Source organism: Vibrio echinoideorum, from assembly GCF_024347455.1.
Taxonomy (GTDB): domain Bacteria; phylum Pseudomonadota; class Gammaproteobacteria; order Enterobacterales; family Vibrionaceae; genus Vibrio; species Vibrio echinoideorum.
In genome coordinates this window covers 1,725,458-1,743,905 of sequence record NZ_AP025484.1, presented here as the reverse complement: position 1 = coordinate 1,743,905, position 18,448 = coordinate 1,725,458, and the positions used below count along the sequence as shown (strand labels likewise).

Sequence of the window (18,448 nt, the reverse complement as noted above, 5' to 3'; positions counted from 1 at the left end):
TGTCACAGGGCTTCTTAGCTCAAAGAACGAGTCTATGTTTATTGAACCGTAGTCTGTGTCGATGGGTAAATAATAGTAGGAATACTCCAAACGATAAACCGTTCTATATTGGAATTATTATCAAAAATTATTTGATAATAATTGAGGTTTATAGGCTAAAGGGCGTAGGTGGAAGAATATTAAAACCCGCCCGCCCAAGCATCAAAGTCATCAATGTTGTCGAGTTCTTGCTGGCTTCTTGGGGTTGGGTAATAAGGCAGAGCCAATCTTTGAGCGGAAGGTTGCAGTTCCCAATCGGGCGTAATCTTGAGTCGTGTTAACTCATCGTTGAGGCGCACAAACATATAGTAACCATCGCTATGAGTATTGGCGTAACTTGCGACTGTAGCGATATCACCGGAAGGTAATTTTACGTCTCGACCCAGTGGATAGAGTTGGTGCAATGCGAAACTCACTTTGGGATCTTCAAGCTTGCCTTGCTTAAAGCGTTCTAATCCGATGGCGGTTGAAGTGGTGCGCGGCTTCCACCCCGTGAGGAATAATCCACTTAAGTTATCTTGGAACGGCTTACCCTTTCGATTGCCTTCATTGGTAATGAATTGAACAGTCAAATTGTTCACCCGTGCGATCGACTAAAAGCTTCATAAAATCCAGATACCATTAAGAATGAGATACGATAAATGGTACTACTTTAGGGGAGGTTTTAGTAGGGACTATAAAGGTTATGCAGCGTGAACAATGTTTTCGGTGTTGATCGTTACATACTCTTTATATGAACAATAGTTTAACGCTTACGTAAGTAGTGAGTTTGTACAACCTCATCCAGGTAAGTTGTGACGCCTTTCAGTGTAAAGTCGAGAGGAGAGACTAAGTCACCAAATAATGGAGAACCACCACCAAGAACGATAGGAATCGCCGAGATGATCAGCTCATCAATCAGGTCTTCTTTCATGAAGTTTTGAATGGTGACGTCACCATCAATGTACAGATTGTTCATGCCTTGGTTGTTCAAATCCGTGACAATCTGTTTAAGCTTGCTTTTCATCAAAAATACTTACCTTCAAGCTCTTGAGGTAATTCATTTAAAGTGTTGCTCAGTACGTATACTGGCTTGTTGTAAGGTCAATCAATGCCAAAGCTCAAAACCATATCCATTGTATTACATCCCATGACCAGCGCATCGATACGATCGGTATGAGCGTTGTAACCGATGTCATCACCGTCAGGATATGGAATCGCTTGCAGCCAATCTAAGCCACTTTGTTTGTCTGCAATGTAACCGTCAAGACTGGCAAGAAAACCTTTATCGGCTCTGTGTGAGTTATCTGTCGGTACTGAATGATTATCGTGGGTCGCTCGAAACTCTATTGACGATGAAGTCTCTTGGGCCTGTCGAGGTGTTTAGTGAACGCTTTGAAGCGGTGTTGAGTCCTTTGGATCTAACATCAGAACAAGCGGAAGACGCTCTTCATTTGCTGGTGGACTATCTGCATGGCTACGCGCTAGCACTGAACTGTAATCTAGATAGAACGGAGATTACCATCGAGATGGTGAGAAAGCCTTTAAGCCTTTATTGCTTGGGCATCGAACAGCTGAAATCGCGGTAATTTCAGAACAAAGGTGAAGATTTCAGGGCGTGGTTTAGTGATGTGCTGCTCACGATGGAGTACTGATGTTTCATTTATACTCGATAATTACCTATAAATTTCAGGTTTTAGCAGTAATAATCAATGAATAGACCTAAACAGATTGTTAATCGCAAAGCTGTTGGGACAGTTTCTAAAGACGTTACCGTGAAAAGGAAGTCAGACACATGCCTGTGCTCCAACGCATCAGTTTAACCTTAGTTTTAGTCGCTATTCTCGGCGGCTGCTCTTCATTACCCGAAGGCATCGACCACCCAGCTGAACCGAAAACCTCTCCTGAACCTAGCACTTTGTCGGTTTTAGCCAGTGAATATCAACCTGAAGTATTAGAGCAAGCAACCACTGCTGTTCGTTTACAAGAATCTGGTTGGGATGCATTGGCTCAGCGATTGGCACTTGTTGAATCGGCTGAACACACCATCGATATTCAATACTACATCTGGAATTCTGATGTATCGGGCAGTTACTTAGCCAGTCGTTTGTTAGCGGCTGCAGAGCGTGGTGTAAAAGTACGAGTGATGCTTGATGACATTAACCTCAATGAACGTGAAGGTTTATTGTCGGCATTGGATGCGCATCCTAACGTAGAGATTCGTATCTTCAACCCAACGCCGACACGACGCGGTTTCAGTAAATGGCTGAGCTTTGTTGGTGATTTTTCTCGCTTAAATCGCCGTATGCATAATAAGTCGTTTACCGTCGATGGCACTTTGTCTGTAGTGGGCGGGCGTAACATTGGCGATGAATACTTCGATCTCTCTGATGAAATCAATTTCCGAGATCGCGATGTGTTGGTGATGGGCTCTGTAGTAACGACCATCCAAACGAGTTTTATCGAATACTGGAATAGCCGTTGGTCTTACCCTGTCGATATGTTAGGTGATGACGAACAACCTGATCTCTCAAAGATAGATAATATTGTCGTTCCGCATTATCAAAATTACCCTAAGTTACCAGTAGACAGTAAATCGAGCACTCAGCTGTTGAAAGGTGCATTGAGTCAAATGACTTGGGTAAATGCTCGCTTTGTTTACGATCCGCCAGTACCTATCGATTCAGATGATACCAACTTGCCTAAAGCTACGGCCGTGTTACTTGCGGATTTAGCGAGCAAATCTGAAAACGAAATCTTGCTTGAGTCGGCTTATCTAGTGTTTGATGATGGCCAACTTGATGAGTGGCAATCTCTGAGTAACAACAGCGTTGAAATAAAGGCTCTGACCAATTCAATGGCCTCTAATGATCTTGTGAGCAACCACTCTGCTTACGCTGGGAGACGTTCCGATATGCTAGAGCATGGTATTGATCTGTTTGAACTCAAACCAGAATCTAAATTATGTGAAGAATCGACTAAAGACGCGACTAAGTGCGCCCCAGAGACTGCCTATGGCTTGCACGCCAAATCAGTCGTATTTGACCGAAGCATCGCGAGTATTGGATCATTTAACTTCAACTTACGTTCAACGTATCTTAATACTGAGTCGGTTCTAATCATCGAGAATAAAGTCATTGCTGGCACGCTAGCAGAAACCATTGAGCAAGCGATGAATGAAGACAACAGCTGGCGCTTGGAGCTCGAAGACGGAGACGTGTATTGGTATTCAGGTGAACAAAGCTGGGACAGCGAACCAGAAACGGGTAAGTGGGAACGAATGCAGTCAGGCTTCCTACAGTTATTACCGATTGAAAAATACCTGTAAGAAAGCTCGTACCCTATAAATGAAAAATGTCAGCGCATAATACGCTGACATTTTTTTGTGTTGCTGTTTGCTGTGGTTTGCTGCAATTTCTTAACGGCTTAACGGCTTAACGGCTTAACGGCTTAACGGCTTAACGGCTTAACGGCTTAACGCTTCGTTAGTTGTTTACTGTTCAAGTAAGGCAGGATATGCGGGCGAGATTCGCCAGACAGCTTTTGAGTTATCTGCTGTGACCAACTGCTTTGCTTTTGATTGCTTGAACGGCTTGCGTAGTAGCTTTGCATCGAATCATCGTAGCTGGCAATTTCATCTAGGCTTAACGGCTGGTATTGGTTTTCATGCAGGACCACGTGAGCAGGAAGGCGAGGTTTTATCTCAGGTTGCTGCGCAGGGTGACCTAAACACATACCAAATAGCACGGCCGTGTGTTGTGGCAGTTCCAGTAGTTCATCGACTTGTTGCGCGCTGTTACGTAAGCCACCAATGTACACGCCACCTAAGCCAAGAGACTCAGCAGCCAGCATGCAGTTTTGCGCCATGATGCCAGAATCAACTGCGCCAATCAGAGTCAGCTCGGTAAAGTCGGTTTTTACTTCAGGGTTAATCTGAGCATGACGTTGATAGTCGATACAGAACACCAAAAATTCTGCCGCGTTCTCAACGTAAGCTTGATTGCCTGCGTATTCAGCTAGCAACTTGCGCTTCTCTGTGTCTGTCACTCTCACAATAGAAACAGCCTGCAGTAAGCTCGATGATGAAGCCGCGAGACCAGCCTGAATAATTATATCAAGTTGTGCTTTTTCAATCGGTTGATTTGTATATTGACGAATGGAGCGGTGCCCCAGAATGGTTTCAATCGTGCTGTTCATAAGTCTCAGGCAGTCCTTGTGATGATGACGTAGAGAATCACAATAACGACAATTGCCATAAGCGTAAAGGGTGTTAGAGCCTTTCTGTTTGGCGGTATGATATTCCTGGAATCAAAAGGATTGCTGTCTTAGCCAATCCTTTTCTCGTTCCATTTTTTGCTAGAAGCTAGAAGCTAGAAGCTAGAAGCTAGAAGCTAGGAATGGAACGATCAAAAGTTCGCATTAATGGCGAAGAGATAAAGTGATGAAGTGAACTCTGTTGGTCGAGTAGCTGCCAGAAGGCTGAAATAGTCCTGAGTCAGCATTAATTTCACCATGACCTAAATCTTGGTATTGGTAACTCAATCCTAGATGTAAGTCATTGGATATCTTCTTCTCAGCGCCGAATCCGATACGCCACTGTTTATCGAGCGGGAGTAACACATCCCTGTTTTGACTGCTTACAGGGCTCGTGTCACCGCTCAATCCACTGTACAGCAACCAATCCTCATATGCGTATTCCACACCAACCCCAAGAGAATAGGTGGTTGAGTATTTGTCATCATAATCTTGCCATGTCTCGATGTTGGAGCTAAGTAGAAGGTTTAAGTCTTCATTTAATGAATGCTTCAACCCTAAGTTTAAGCTTCGAACCCATGTCAGTTCGGAGCTAATTCCAAAAGCGTTGGCGTTATCAAGGGAAAGGTCGTGATCAAATTGGCCCTGATAACTGACACCCAATTGTGTGTTGTCACTGATGTGGTGATTGAGACTCAGGCCGAACCCTAGGTCGAGGCTATCTCCTTGAAGCTCTCGACCATTCAATGCTTGAGTTTCAAGCGCAGCGTGCTGCAATATCAAAGAACCACCAAGAGACAGTTGTTCGCTAACTTGATATGACAATGACGACGTTAAGTTGAGTGCTGAAATGCTATTTTCTTTGATCAATAAAGCAGGGTGCGCGCCAACGCCGTGTGAGTATTCAACGCCAGTGCCGCCAGCTGCGTGCAATGCTGCGCCAACGACCCATTGGTCATTGGTCATTGAGCCTTGATGCGTAAGACAGGTGAGGGAGAACATCCGCGCTGCTTCCTGTGGTCGAAGCCGAGTTATCGTCACGGACAAAAGTGGTTTCAACATCGAGGTATTGAACGCCGAGAATCCAAGCGCTTTCTTCAATGGCCGATAACCCCGCAGCGTTGGTGATCACTGCGGATGCATCGTTCTCGGTTACGTTTCCTGCGCCTGCTGTGCCAACGCTTTTGGTAGTCGCAATCTGAGATAGGTTTAATCCTCCCGCGTGAGCAAGAGAGCTGACTATCGCTGTTACTAAAAGAGACAGTGTGATGAAAGGTGTTTTCAAGAATAGAACCTCATTTTCAGTGTATGAGTCATGTATTTAGGGATAGAACGAATTGCCACGAGCGAATACTAAGAACGCCGCGGCAATTGACTTGATCTACTTAATTGAAGCTAGAGTTTTTTAACTTGTGGCAGTGGGTATTCATTGTCTAGAACGGCTTGAGTCGGCTCATACAGACGCATGTGAAGATAGAAGTCATCTTGAGGTGCAGGCAGCCAGTTACACGTAGGATCGGTTGGTTTTGCGTATTGAATGCATATTGGCAAGGTGCCGTCTTCTGCGTATTTCAGCTCATCTTTACGATTGGTTGAAATGGAGTAGCGTTGAATGAAGTTCTCAACCATGAACAAGTTTTCAGCATCGTACATAGTCAATGACCAAAAGGCGTCAGCGGGTGCATTGGCAGGCATGGTCATTCGATATTGATTGTCTCCCGACAGCTGCTCGCCATTCGAGTCCGTGTATCTATTTGGGTAGAGTGCTCGCTCTGGCACATTCAAACCAGCCGCACGCATATTGATGCTCGCTCGGCTTAGATAATCATTTCCGTAACGGCCTCCCTCGTACATCATCGACCAGCCATTATTGACATCACCGATGCTTCGACCTGCGTATTGAATGATCTGTTGTGAAGACTCAATCGCGCGCATTAGCCCTTTTTTCTGTGCTGAAGTTAGCGCTTCAGGGTTAAAGGGGGGTCGATCCTCCAATACCAATTTGTTGGAATTGATCAACGATGGCGGCATCTTCTGGAATTGGATTTTTACGTAGTTCACGGTCAATTAGCGAATACCACTCTAACCCTTCAGGCCTAGCCATGGGTGGGATGCGACCTGTCGAAGCTTTGAGCTCTACGATGTCATGCTCTTCGCCGAGTTGATCAAGTGGGTAGCTGAGGAATTTGTCGTGAGTAACCAAGGCGTCATTGAGATCTTGCTCCCCAAACACACCCGTGCGTTGAATTAACCAAACCATAGGAGTGCGAGACTCTACGACACGATCAATTCCCTCTGGCACTTCACCAGCCCATCCTTTGTTAACCAAAAGTACTTTGGATCCTTGGTCGCCGACATTCTTCACGTGCAGATCTTCAATCGAATCCGAGTAAGCATCCAATAACTGAACAATGTAATAGCGGTTATCGGTGCGAGGAATATCAATCACCATTGGACCTGATAAATCCAGATCGTAGTGAGCTTGTGAGTAGAGCGTATCGTTGTTGACGGTCGGTACAATTCTATCCTGAGGTCCGGATAGAACGCGTGTTTTACCCATCTCATTCAATGGTGCCATGGCGTTGTCCATCGGCGCATCAACAGATGTGGTCGTTTGCCTAACCGCTGCCACGGTTAATGGGCCTGTACCATAGATAAATGCTTGAACACCTAGATTGTAAGCGAGCTCTTCTTCAGGATGAATAGATTGTTGGGCAAGGGATGGCATCGCGATAATACTGGACAAAGAATACACTAAACTGGTCAGTACACTTTTCTTATAGAGCAGCTTTCTCATGGAACACCTTAGATCGTAGGAACAGAATTAGGCATTTATCATATGAGCAAGTGAGATTAAGGAGTGTAATAGCCGATATTAAGGATGTTAATAGTCTCTTTTAACCCTTCAAGTGGTTGTTTTAATTAACATTGATTTAGGGTGGTGAAGCGACTCTACGACGTGTGCAGGTAGGGTGCGTGAGACGCTATTGTTTGATTGATTTTCGGTTGATATGTTGGCAAAAAAGTACGGGAATCGATATGAACACATCTACTTATCCTTTTAGCTTATTCATTAAAGCAGAAGGAGCTCAGTGCAACCTGGACTGTAGCTACTGCTATTATCTCAATAGACAAGATGTCGATAAAAGATCGTCAATGTCTTTGGACATGATGGGGCAAATTGTCGGTGCTCATATCGACGCGCAGCCAATTAAAGCTCAGCAAGTGGATTTTATCTGGCATGGTGGCGAGCCTATGTTAAGAGGGATCGATTTCTATGAAACGGTGATGAAAGCACAGGCAAGCAAAGCGACGAAAAAGCGCGTCGTGAATACGATGCAGACCAATGGAACCATGATTAACGATCGCTGGGCGAGCTTCTTTGCTACACACAATTTTATGATGGGCATCAGTATCGATGGGCCCAATATTCTGAATGACATAGCTCGGATCGACAAAAATGGCGAGTCGTCTTTTGAACGCACAATGCGTGGGATGTCTTATCTAAAGAAGCACAATGTTGATTTTAATACGTTAACGGTCGTGAACAATAAAACCTACAAACACGGTAAAACGATCTATCAGTTTTTGGTTGAAAATGGCAGTGGTTATATGCAGTTTCAGCCTTGTATCGATCATGAGTTGGACAGGCGAACAGGGTATGATTGGTCGTTAACGGGAGAGCAATGGGGGCAATTTCTTTGCGACTTGTTTGATGCATGGAGCGCCAATGATGTCGGTAAAGTGTATATCCAGTTTTTTGAAAACTGTTTAATGGTGTTGATGGGTTACCAAAGCCAAATGTGTCATCACAGCGCGACTTGTGGGCAGCAATTAATGGTTGAACATGACGGCAATGTTTACAGTTGTGACCATTATGGGTACCAAGATCATCAACTGGGCACCATGAACAGTGATAATCTTGCGACTATGGCGAGCTCACCAGAACAAATAGCGTTTGGCACCAACAAATATGATGAGTTAAACAGCACTTGTCGACGTTGTGATTTTGTTGAACTCTGCCAAGGTGGTTGTCCTAAAAACAGAATAGCAACAACCGAAGATGGCAGTCCGATGAATCATTTGTGCCAAGGGTATGAGATGTTTTTTCGTCACGCATTACCCAAATTATTGCCAATGGTAGAAGCGATGAAAAAAGGGTATTCGCCAGCGTACTTTCCACTTTTCTAAATCACTTGGAGTAGGGCATGACCAAAGACCTAAACTTACTGCGGCTCATTTTGGTGCTTAATGAAACTCGTCAAACGGTGAGTGCAGCCAAAGCCTTGAACGTAAGTCAGCCGACGATCAGTGTCATGCTTCGTAAACTCAGAGAACAATTTGATGACGAGTTGTTTGTTAGAGATAAAGCAAGACTTGAGCCTACCCCAAAATGCTTGAAGCTTATCGAAACGTTGCCTCTGCTATTAGAGCAGCTAGATAACCTTTATATACCCAATGATGAGTGGGGGTTGGAAGATTTAAGAGGGGAGGTTCAAATCATGTTGCCTTCCCCATTGTTGATTCCAGTGGGTGTACCGTTAATTAAAAAGCTGACCAAAGAAGCGCCGCAAGTGACGTTTCAATGTTCACCTTGGTTAGATAACGGCGTCCAATCTCTAGAGACCAACCGAATGTGTTGGGGAGTGAGCTATCTTCCAATGGAGGTCAATAAAACCCTGACCGAGCGCCCAGTTGGCTTTGATAAGTTCATGTTGGTGTTAAGAGTTGACCACCCAATTCAAGGTAATTCCCTTGAGGACATTCTGAAATACCCACTCTGTATCAATATGATCCCTGGTTACATTCAGCCGTCCAAGACGGAAATGTTGATCAAAAAATATGACTTAGATAAACACATTGCGCTCAGAAGCAACAATATGAACTTGATGCTGGAGATCGTTAAGGACAGTGACTTTATCTATATTACATCGTCGAAATGCCGCTATTTGCTTGATCACTCTTATCGCTGTATCGATTTACCGCCGGAGCTGTTGAAAGACACCTATCGTCGAGAGTTGGCACTGTTTACTCATCAAGCAAACCGCAATAACCCGTTCACGGATTGGCTTCAAAAAGAAATTACGTCGATTATTCAATCCTAGTGTCACGCTACTATTCCATCTAAATAACGCCTACTTCTCGCAGCCACTATTAATAATCGTAATAGTGGCTATCAAGCCATTTTTGGCGTCATTCTTATATTATTTGCCTCAACAATGGTTCGCTGAGACATGCACAATTTCGTTGTGACTTCAGCGATTTACTCATAGTGAATGAGGGTTATAAATGTATAAGTCTTTTGTTAAATCCGCTCTGGCGCTTTCGGTGCTCGCGAGCGTCAATGTACATGCAGCGAGCCAACCCAATGTGGTTGCCATCATGCTCGATGATGTGAGCCCAACGGATCTGTCTGCCTACCACCGTGGTTTAGGCGCGGTGGATACGCCGAACATTGATCGAATTGCCGAACGCGGCATGATGGTCAGCGATTACTACGCACAAGGTAGCTCTACCGCGGGGCGCTCTGCCTTTATCACGGGTCAATATCCTTTCCGAACAGGCTTAACGTCTGTCGGTCAGCCGGGCTCTTCGCTTGGCCTTCAAAAAGAAGATCCAACCCTAGCCGAAATGCTGAAAGACAAAGGCTATGCGACCGTGCATGTCGGTAAAAGTCACTTAGGCGATAACAATAGTCACCTACCAACGGTGCACGGCTTTGATGAATTCTTCGGTTTCCTTTACCACCTCAATGTTATGGAGATGCCTGAACAGCCGGAATTCCCAACAGACCCTAACTTCAGAGGACGCCCTCGCAATGTTCTTCACACCGTCGCTACCGAGAGTGTGGACATGCAAGAAGACCCAAGGTTTGGTGTGGTTGGAAAGCAAACGATTGAAGATAAAGGTCTTTTAGGTGCTAAACGCATGCAAACCGTTGATGGCGAGTTTTTGGAGTTCGCGACGAATTGGCTTGATAAACATGAAGCAGAGAAAGACGAACAACCTTACTTCATGTGGTACAACCCGACGCGTATGCACCAAAAAACACACGTGCGTCCGGAATATCAAGGCGCGAGCCAAATCAACACCTACTACGATGGCTTGATCGAACTGGATGACCAGATCGGTGTGCTGCTCGACAAGCTTGAAGACTTGGGCGAAATCGACAACACCATCATTCTCTTCACATCTGACAATGGCGTAAACCTAGATCACTGGCCTGATTCCGGCTCTGCCTCATTCAGAGGACAAAAAGGCACGACATGGGATGGCGGTTTCCGTGTGCCTATGTTGGTGAGCTGGCCGGATAAAATCCCTCAAGGTGAATACACCGATGGCTTCATGACCTCAGAAGACTGGGTGCCAACCATTATGGCTGCAGTGGGTGAAGGCGACATTAAGCAAGAGCTGCTTGATGGAAAAGAGTTAAACGGCGAGCGTTATCAAGTTCACTTGGATGGTTATAACCAACTGGACATGTTGACTAAAGGCGAGCCGAGTCAACGTCATGAGTTTTTCTTCTACAACGAGCAAGATTTGAATGCGTTCCGAGTGGATGATTGGAAAGTGCATCTAAAAACCAAAACGGAGTGGATTGCACCTCCTGAAGAGTGGCCACTAGGGATGCTCATTAACATCAAAGCTGATCCTTACGAGCGTAGCCCTGATACTCGCGGTTGGTTCTTATGGATGAAAGAGAAGTCTTGGGTATTACCAAAGCTGCAAAAATCAGCGGCGGAATATCAGAAGTCACTCAAAGCGTTTCCACCAAGACAGAAAGCCGGTGGTATTGGTATGGCAGACAAATCAGTGGTTGCTGACTAACGCCAAATACGACTAATGCAAGGTGTGCTGTAACAAGCGCACCTTCCGTAATCGCTTTTAGTTAGGACATTAAATGATGAAAAAAAATAGACTTGCGGCAGCACTGGCTTGTGCTTTCATGGTTGCACTTCCGTCTCCGGTACTCGCGAGCCAATCCGTGGACGCGACGAGCGCAACTATGGCAACAAAAACAACTATGGCAACAAAAACAACCATGACGACAAACGCAGCTTTAGTAACAAACACAGCTATGGCGATAAAAACGGAAACTCTACCCGTTGAGATGGCGAGTTTAGCGTCGCTCAAAAAGGATAATCAGCTATTGGCACAACTTGCCTACGAGTACGCGTACTCAATAGATGAAGCCTACAAATACTTTTACAAAACCGTCGTTGAGCAAGACTACCCTTTGAATCGATTCCAAAATATTCGAACACTTGCTGACGACACTTACACTGCGCATCCGACGATTAACAATGACACGTTACACTTGATGGGGTGGATGGGCCTAGCAGCAGAGCCGGTCATCATTACGATTCCAGACCATGATGAAAATCGATATTGGTTGTTCCATACCATGAATATGCAGCACTTTACTGACTCGGCTTTTGGCTCTCCACAGCGAGGCACAAAAGGCGGCAGTTTCATGTATGCAGTTGAAGGATGGAAAGGTGAAGTGCCTGCGAGTGTCGATCAAGTCATCTATGTCGAGCATCCGCTGGTCAAGATGATGGGTCGAATCATGGACCTTGGCGGTGACGATTCTGCAACTGCTCAAAAGTTAATGGATCAATGGAATATTAGAACGTTGTCGGAATACCTAGGTCAGAAAGGGCTAGATCCTGTCGTACGCGAGTATCCAGACCCTGAAGAGTCTAATTGGGTTGAGCGAACCAACTTCATCCTGTCTGAAGGAACAATGAAGACGCATGACCAAAAGCTGGTTGAACTGTTCGAGTACATTGGCTTAGGAGATGTTGAATTAGGCAAAGCCAATCATCCATTTACGAAAGAGCAGCTTAGTATGATCGAGTCTGGTCAAAAAGACGGACTGGAGCGAATTATTAATGCGGGCTTTGATGATTCACGTGACGTATTGGGCACTCGCGATGAAATGACTAAGGTTCCAAGCTTTCAGCACGCCTACGGCACCTTAATGGGTCAATGGGGGCTGCCTGCAAAGCACACTATGTATAGCGGTGACTTCTTCGATAGTGAAGGTGGTGCGCTCGACGGTAGTAAGTATGATTACACGGTGACCTTCGATGCGCCACCGTTAGAAGAGGGTGGTTTTTGGTCATACACGGCCTACAGTGGTGAAACCCGATTGATGGAGAAAAACGAGTTAAACCGTCATTCCCGTGGAGACAGAACGCTAACGCCTAATGCTGATGGCAGTTACACCATTTACATGAGTAGCGATGTAAAAGGGCATGAAGATGATCCTAACTTCTTACCTATCCCCGATCACCAATGGTATTCAGTGTTACGCATGTACACGCCCGGTGAAGAGGTAAGAACCGATAAATGGAAATCGACACCATTTACTAAGGTCAAAAAGCCCACGATAAAGTGATGACTTAAATCGCCTGTTTAAGGTTTTGTTTATAATCGATTAATGCCAGCTGTTATGCAGTTGGCTTTTTATTATTGAGCAAAACTTGCTTGGGAATAGGTATGGAATTATCAAATCTGCAATAAGTGAAACACTAGGTGATGAACCACATAACCCTAGCTAAGGCATGCCGCTAACGGTGCCAATGACGGCAAGATCCGCATTAGACAAGATGGCGATGGTAGGGCTAGTTTGGTATGAACATCAGATATGGCGCATTGCATCTGGCAAGAATGCAGACCCTAAATTAAGTGTATTCAGTATGGTGTAAAAAACGATTTTCAGCGTTAGCTGGCACGCTTTCAACAAACGTAGGGCGTAAACAGCAACGGAGTTTTAAAGCAGAGCTTTGAGAAATTGAAGTTCTGCTTTTTTTGTTTGCCTTCCTTTTAAATTTAGACTTTCAATAAAAAAACGTCGTGTAGCACTCTTAACCTGCACTTGTCTTTGTGATGGTATGACAAATTTCATCACAATAATTTTTAGCAGTAAGCCTTGATGTTGGCTGGCTCTCGTTGTGGCACTCATGACAACATAAACATCGGTTATAGTGTTCATAAGTGGAAAATCAGAGCAGACCAACTAGGATGAATTAAATTAAACCCGGTAATTAATTCAACAACATGGTAGTGCTATGAAGAAAATAACCCTTTTATCAGTCGCGATTTTATCCAGTTTTTCCTTCTCATCTTTTGCTAAAGATTGTGATCCCACTTTGTTGCCTTCTTGGAAAGATAGTGAAAGCAAATCTGCGATTGTGGACTTTGTAGGTCAAGCCACCAAAGCGCAATCCGATACGTTTGTGGCGGTTGAAGATCGCATAGCCGTATTTGATAACGATGGTACTCTTTGGTCGGAAAAACCTTACTATTTCCAACTTGCTTTTGCGCTAGACCGTGTAAAAGAGATGGCTTCTGAGCATCCTGAATGGAAAACGGAAGCACCGTTTAAGTTTGTACTAGAAGGGGATATTGAGAGCGTTCTGGGCAGTGGTGAAGAAGGGTTACTCAAAATCATTTTAGCGACACATTCAGGGATGACCGTTGAACAATACCAACAAGACGTTAAACAATGGTTGGCGGTAGCAAAAGACGAACGCTTCAAGAAAGCGTACACAAACCTTACTTATCAGCCAATGAAAGAGATGCTGACTTACCTGCAAGATCATGAATTTAAGACTTATATTGTCTCGGGAGGAGGCGTTGATTTTATGAGAGCGTGGGCTCCTCAAGCTTATAATATCCCTTCTGAGCAGATAATAGGCAGTGCGCTCAAATATAACTACAGCTATAACGATGGCAAACCTACCGTCACTAAAGACTCATCCATTTTGACTATCGATGACAAAGCCGGAAAAGTATCGAACATTCAACACATCATAGGTAAGAAGCCTATTTTAGCTGTCGGCAATTCAGATGGCGACCAAGCGATGATGCAATGGGCAACCAGCCAGCCAAACTCAATGGCGATGATCGTTCACCATACCGATGCCGAGCGCGAATGGGAGTACGATCGTAAGTCTCATGTTGGCCAACTCGATAAAGCATTAGATGAAGCAAACTCTAGAGATGATTGGACGCTGATCGATATTAAGTCAGATTGGTGTGAGGTGTATTAACGTCAAGCTTATTGTTGGTCATAAATAACAAAGGCTCGTATTTTGAATACGAGCCTTTGTTATGAGCGGAGGTTTAGGTATGAACGGTTTGAAAGGAATAAGGTCTTTTGGGTTCATTTTAAGCAAGAACGTACTATAAATTTGCAATGCATAACGGTTTAATCGGATTACTCGGAATCTAAAGGGACAGAAATATGAAAACGATCGGTTTGCTCGGCGGTATGAGTTGGGAGTCGACAGTGAGCTACTACAAATCCATTAACGAGGGTGTGAAAGCGACCCTTGGTGGGCTCAATTCTGCAAAGATTTGTATGTACAGCGTGAACTTCGATGAGATAGAAAAGCTACAACACCAAGGTCGTTGGGCTGAGACTGCGGACATTTTATCGGACGCGGCCTTATCGGTTGAGAAAGGCGGGGCGGACTTTATCCTGATCTGTACCAATACCATGCATAAGGTCGTTCCTGAGATCGAAGAGAAGAGCACGATTCCTATCTTACATATCGCAGATACCACGGCGCAGAAGTTGCTTGAGAAAGGAGTGAAGAAAGTCGGATTGCTCGGTACCGCTTTCACGATGGAACAAGATTTCTATAAAGGGCGTTTAACCGATAAATTCGGTATCGATGTTGTGATCCCTGATGAGAGTGACCGAAAACAAGTGCACAACATCATTTACCAAGAGCTGTGCCGAGGTGAAGTAAAAGAAGAATCTCGAGCTGTCTATCGTCAAATCATTGAGAAGCTAAGCCAGCAAGGTGCTGAGGCCGTTATTCTAGGGTGTACTGAAATCGCCCTGCTGATTCAGCAACAACACACTGATGTTCCTTTGTTTGATACCACAGCCATCCATGCAGAAGCGGCTGTGCGTTTGGCGACGAGCGATTAACTTTTAGCGACTCGTTTTTTAGATCCTCGTCTTGTCCCCACAATTGTCCTCCTTTTTCTTTTGGACAATTTTTATTCGTTAGAGTGAAAGTTTTTTGTACAAAAGCAGGTCGTTAATTAATGAAGCGATACATTGTTCATTAACCAAGGCTTTATCGGCAGGTAAGGCTTTAGTTAATGGCTAAGGTATCCGCGATTTTAAGCACTATGCTTTAGTCATGACCAAAAGAGGATTTATTATGAAATGGCTTATCTTATCTGTGACGCTGTTATTCGTGGCAGGATGCCAATCGACTGGCTCTGACACATCTTCACATGATCAAATGAATAAAATAGATACAAGAGGGTGCAGTAGCTAGTCCCTTTTTGAAAGTACTTTTTAGCTACTTGTTTAAATAACACCTCTATAAAGCCTTGCGATTACGTGAGGCTTTCTTCTATGTAAACCATTTATTTTTGGGTACATGTTGTAAATTTGTAAATTTGTAAATTTGTAAATTTGTGAATTTGTGAATTTGTGAATCTGAATTGTCTATATTCTATGCTGTGTACTGGATCTCATTTGTTATTTGAGTCCCTTGCTAAGGTAAATAATGAATGTGTTCAATACCAATCACAGTAAGTAAATGATCAGGAATAGCGTAGGGAAAAAGCTTGAGAACAAGGCGGGATTTTTCGATAAGTAGTTATTCTACAATCAAAAATTCTAACGAAGTTATCGAGATTTTTAACAAGCTAGGATGACCAGTTATTTACTACGATTGGTATAAGACTAACCCAATCACTTTACTCAACTTAAGAGGTTTCTATGCTAGGTGAAAATCATTCTCTTGTTCACGAATTTCCTGAAATGAAAGATAAAATTGCTGAGCTTGTTAAAACTGACGATGGCTTTGCAGCAGACATGAAGACATACGACAACCTTGATAAAGAGATTCGTAAGCTTGAGCTGAAAGATTCACCCATTGATGACGGTTCGATGCACCAAATGAAACATGATCGTTCTGTACTTAAAGACGCGCTGCATGCTCGTTTATCTGATTAGTTACTCGAGATGACATCGTCTTTAAATAATTAAACTCCTTCGGGAGTTTTTTTAGTTCAATAATATGGCCAAAATGAAACGCTTATAAATATTACATTGCTATGTTTTTGGCACGTAATGTGGTCTATTAATAAAGGATTTTTAAGATTTTATTGGTAATCATATGAATATTGAACACCTCAAGTTATTTGTTCGTTTAGCTTCCACACATAACATCAGTATGGCTGGCCAGGAGCTTGGTTTGTCTCCTGCGGTTGCTAGTTCGCACATCAGTAAACTCGAAGACAATTTGGGTGTTCGCCTAGTACACCGAACCACTCGTAAGGTGTCTTTAACAGAAGAAGGTGAAGCGTTTTTACCTCACGCTGAGGAGGTGCTTTCAAGTGTAGATGCTGCCAAGTCGGCAGTCGGTGTGGGCTGTGATTCTCCAACCGGAACATTGCGCGTTACGGCCTCTGCGTCTTTTGGGCGTTTACACCTTGTTCCTGCATTGCCTGGCTTTCTTGAACGCTACCCAGGTTTAAAAGTTGATTTCAGATTGTCAGATTCCATGGTCGATCTTGTGGAAGGTGGTTTCGATATCGCGATTCGTATCTCGGAGCTGAAAGACTCGACACTGATTGCCCGAAAGCTCGCAACAGATAAACGTGTTGTATGTGCATCGCCTGATTACTTAATCAAATACGGCAAGCCAGCCACACCTCAAGATCTTAATGATCACCAGTGTATCAGCCTAATTGGTTTAGAAAACTGGACCTTCCACACTGAAAACGGACCTAAAACGATTAAGGCATCGGGATCGTTCAGGGCTGATAACGGAGAAGCGCTGCGTGATGCTGCTATTGGTGGGTTGGGTATCACGGTGACGTCGAATTGGTGTGCGTATGAGCAACTGAAAAGTGGTCAACAGATTCAAATATTAGAAGATTACCCATTAACCTCTGAGCCTGCGATTTGGGCTGTGTACCCAAGCACAAGGTTACTTGCGCCAAAGGTGAGAGCCTTCATTGACTACTTCTCTGAGTATTATGGCAACCCGCCATACTGGGAACAAAAGTAGAGTCAGATAGATTTAGCGAAAAAGCCCTGCGTTTCTAACTTAATTTATTAGAAACGCAGGGCTTTTTTATTGAGATTTGCAAATCAACTCAGCATGAGTAGTCGTGATTAAGAAAGCGTCGCTTTGATGATCTCTTCAATTTTAGCGACAACCTGCTGCGACTTGTCACCGTAAATCGCATCCGGGTGCGGGTTAGCAAAGGTGTTGTTGTCGTTATCAAAGTATTGACCGCCTGCTTGTGCGAATTCATCAGACAATGATGCGCAAACGAGAATGTCAGAGCCAATGCTTAGGTCGCCGCCTGCAATGCCGTATGCATCTTTCACCATCTTGCTGCCTAATAAGGAAGCCGGGTTTACGGCAACAACCATCGGCCCTGTAGAACCTAACTCTTTTGCCATCTTACGAGTCCACATAGTGATCGCCAGTTTGCTTTGTGCGTAAGCGTCGCCATCAGAAAGCGTTTTTTTACCTTCTAGCGCTTCAATACTTACTGCTGCTTGCGCCGCTGAAGATAGGTTCACCACTCGGCTAGATGCATCGAGCAATGGCAATAGACGTTTGGTTAGGTGATAAGGCGAAACCGTGTTCACTGCAAAACGAACATCTAAACCGTCTTTAGTGATTGGATTCGGAGTGTTGAACACGCCAGCGTTGTTAATCAGTACATCAATCTTATCGTGATCAGCAATCACTTCGTCGGCCAACGTATCTACATCCGCCAGAACCGATAAGTCTGCTACGTAGCTTTGAATTTTCGCTTCAGTCGAGAGAGGCACAAGCTGTTGCTCAACGTCTTTGAGCTTGCTTGGGTTACGTCCATGCAATAAAACGTGGTGGCCTTGTTGAACGAGTGCTTTTGCAGTTTCGAAGCCGATACCATCGGTAGAGCCAGTGATCAGGATAACTTTTTGCATGGAATAGATTCCTTATTAAAGCGCTGACATCGCGAGCGTTTTTGAATGTGTTGTTTTGTTGAGATAAAGAATAGCAACCTTTTGTGAGGTTGATAATCAAGCGGATTAATAAAACACTATTTAGTTTTTATTGATAATAGAGGAGTGAACAAAGCCTCAGTCATCGTGAAAGAGACGATCAATCGAGAGGTTTATCTGATCGAG

The 18,448-nt window shown here is 44.2% G+C and carries 14 protein-coding genes and 4 pseudogenes; 11 read left to right on the top strand and 7 right to left on the bottom strand.

Annotation, left to right across the window (positions count from 1 at the left end):
- Nucleotides 1-179: 179 nt before the first annotated feature.
- A pseudogene (locus OCV36_RS23735) lies at nt 180-645 on the bottom strand (hypothetical protein).
- A 139-nt stretch (nt 646-784) separates the two neighbouring features.
- Nucleotides 785-1,275 (bottom strand): annotated as a pseudogene (locus OCV36_RS23730) (dihydrofolate reductase family protein).
- Between the two features lie 41 nt (nt 1,276-1,316).
- Between OCV36_RS23730 and OCV36_RS23725 the strand changes: the two are divergent.
- Both OCV36_RS23725 and OCV36_RS23720 read left to right on the top strand, forming a co-directional pair.
- Complete coding sequence (locus OCV36_RS23725) at nt 1,317-1,607, top strand: transcriptional regulator (protein ID WP_315972786.1); 291 nt, start codon at nt 1,317-1,319, stop codon at nt 1,605-1,607.
- 206 nt (nt 1,608-1,813) lie between these two features.
- Complete coding sequence (locus OCV36_RS23720; RefSeq protein ID WP_135454271.1) at nt 1,814-3,346, top strand: phospholipase D family protein; 1,533 nt, start codon at nt 1,814-1,816, stop codon at nt 3,344-3,346.
- 146 nt (nt 3,347-3,492) lie between these two features.
- Here the strand turns inward: OCV36_RS23720 and nfsA are convergent, their stop codons facing one another.
- The 4 genes and pseudogenes from nfsA to OCV36_RS25500 form a co-directional block, all read right to left on the bottom strand.
- On the bottom strand, nt 3,493-4,215 hold the full coding sequence (gene nfsA, locus OCV36_RS23715; protein WP_135454273.1) for an oxygen-insensitive NADPH nitroreductase: 723 nt from the start codon (nt 4,213-4,215) through the stop codon (nt 3,493-3,495).
- 222 nt (nt 4,216-4,437) lie between these two features.
- A complete protein-coding gene (locus OCV36_RS23710) occupies nt 4,438-5,274 on the bottom strand; it encodes an OmpP1/FadL family transporter (RefSeq protein WP_261887539.1) in 837 nt (278 codons plus the stop codon).
- Nucleotides 5,228-5,557, bottom strand: coding sequence for an outer membrane protein transport protein (locus OCV36_RS23705; protein WP_261887538.1), 330 nt, complete (start codon nt 5,555-5,557; stop codon nt 5,228-5,230). The genes OCV36_RS23710 and OCV36_RS23705 overlap by 47 nt, the downstream gene beginning before the upstream one ends.
- A 110-nt stretch (nt 5,558-5,667) precedes the next feature.
- A pseudogene (locus OCV36_RS25500) lies at nt 5,668-7,069 on the bottom strand (DUF1254 domain-containing protein).
- Between the two features lie 242 nt (nt 7,070-7,311).
- On the opposite strand from OCV36_RS25500, the gene OCV36_RS23690 reads away from it, so the two are divergent.
- The 9 genes and pseudogenes from OCV36_RS23690 to OCV36_RS23650 all read left to right on the top strand — a co-directional run bounded on the left by OCV36_RS23690 (nt 7,312) and on the right by OCV36_RS23650 (nt 17,327).
- Nucleotides 7,312-8,463, top strand: a complete 1,152-nt coding sequence (locus tag OCV36_RS23690; protein WP_135454275.1) for an anaerobic sulfatase maturase — start codon at nt 7,312-7,314, stop codon at nt 8,461-8,463.
- Nucleotides 8,464-8,480: 17 nt separating this feature from the next.
- Nucleotides 8,481-9,377, top strand: a complete 897-nt coding sequence (locus OCV36_RS23685) for a LysR family transcriptional regulator (RefSeq protein ID WP_135454277.1) — start codon at nt 8,481-8,483, stop codon at nt 9,375-9,377.
- 184 nt (nt 9,378-9,561) lie between these two features.
- Nucleotides 9,562-11,100, top strand: coding sequence for a sulfatase-like hydrolase/transferase (locus OCV36_RS23680; protein ID WP_135454279.1), 1,539 nt, complete (start codon nt 9,562-9,564; stop codon nt 11,098-11,100).
- Between the two features lie 73 nt (nt 11,101-11,173).
- On the top strand, nt 11,174-12,676 hold the full coding sequence (locus tag OCV36_RS23675; protein ID WP_135454281.1) for a DUF1254 domain-containing protein: 1,503 nt from the start codon (nt 11,174-11,176) through the stop codon (nt 12,674-12,676).
- A 163-nt stretch (nt 12,677-12,839) separates the two neighbouring features.
- Nucleotides 12,840-12,986, top strand: a pseudogene (locus OCV36_RS23670) (NADH oxidase); the annotation flags it as partial.
- 363 nt (nt 12,987-13,349) lie between these two features.
- The gene (locus OCV36_RS23665) at nt 13,350-14,333 is read left to right on the top strand and encodes an HAD family hydrolase (RefSeq protein ID WP_135454283.1); all 984 of its coding nucleotides are present in this window, start codon (nt 13,350-13,352) and stop codon (nt 14,331-14,333) included.
- Between the two features lie 194 nt (nt 14,334-14,527).
- Nucleotides 14,528-15,223 (top strand): aspartate/glutamate racemase family protein, encoded by a 696-nt coding sequence (locus OCV36_RS23660; RefSeq protein ID WP_135454285.1) that lies wholly within the window; start codon nt 14,528-14,530, stop codon nt 15,221-15,223.
- 807 nt (nt 15,224-16,030) lie between these two features.
- Nucleotides 16,031-16,267 carry a YdcH family protein gene (locus tag OCV36_RS23655; RefSeq protein WP_017074081.1) on the top strand — a complete coding sequence of 79 codons (237 nt, stop codon included), beginning with the start codon at nt 16,031-16,033 and terminating at the stop codon, nt 16,265-16,267.
- Between the two features lie 163 nt (nt 16,268-16,430).
- Nucleotides 16,431-17,327 carry a LysR family transcriptional regulator gene (locus OCV36_RS23650; RefSeq protein WP_135454287.1) on the top strand — a complete coding sequence of 299 codons (897 nt, stop codon included), beginning with the start codon at nt 16,431-16,433 and terminating at the stop codon, nt 17,325-17,327.
- Nucleotides 17,328-17,434: 107 nt separating this feature from the next.
- On the opposite strand, the gene OCV36_RS23645 is transcribed toward OCV36_RS23650, so the two are convergent.
- Complete coding sequence (locus OCV36_RS23645; RefSeq protein ID WP_135454289.1) at nt 17,435-18,244, bottom strand: SDR family NAD(P)-dependent oxidoreductase; 810 nt, start codon at nt 18,242-18,244, stop codon at nt 17,435-17,437.
- Nucleotides 18,245-18,448 lie beyond the last annotated feature (204 nt).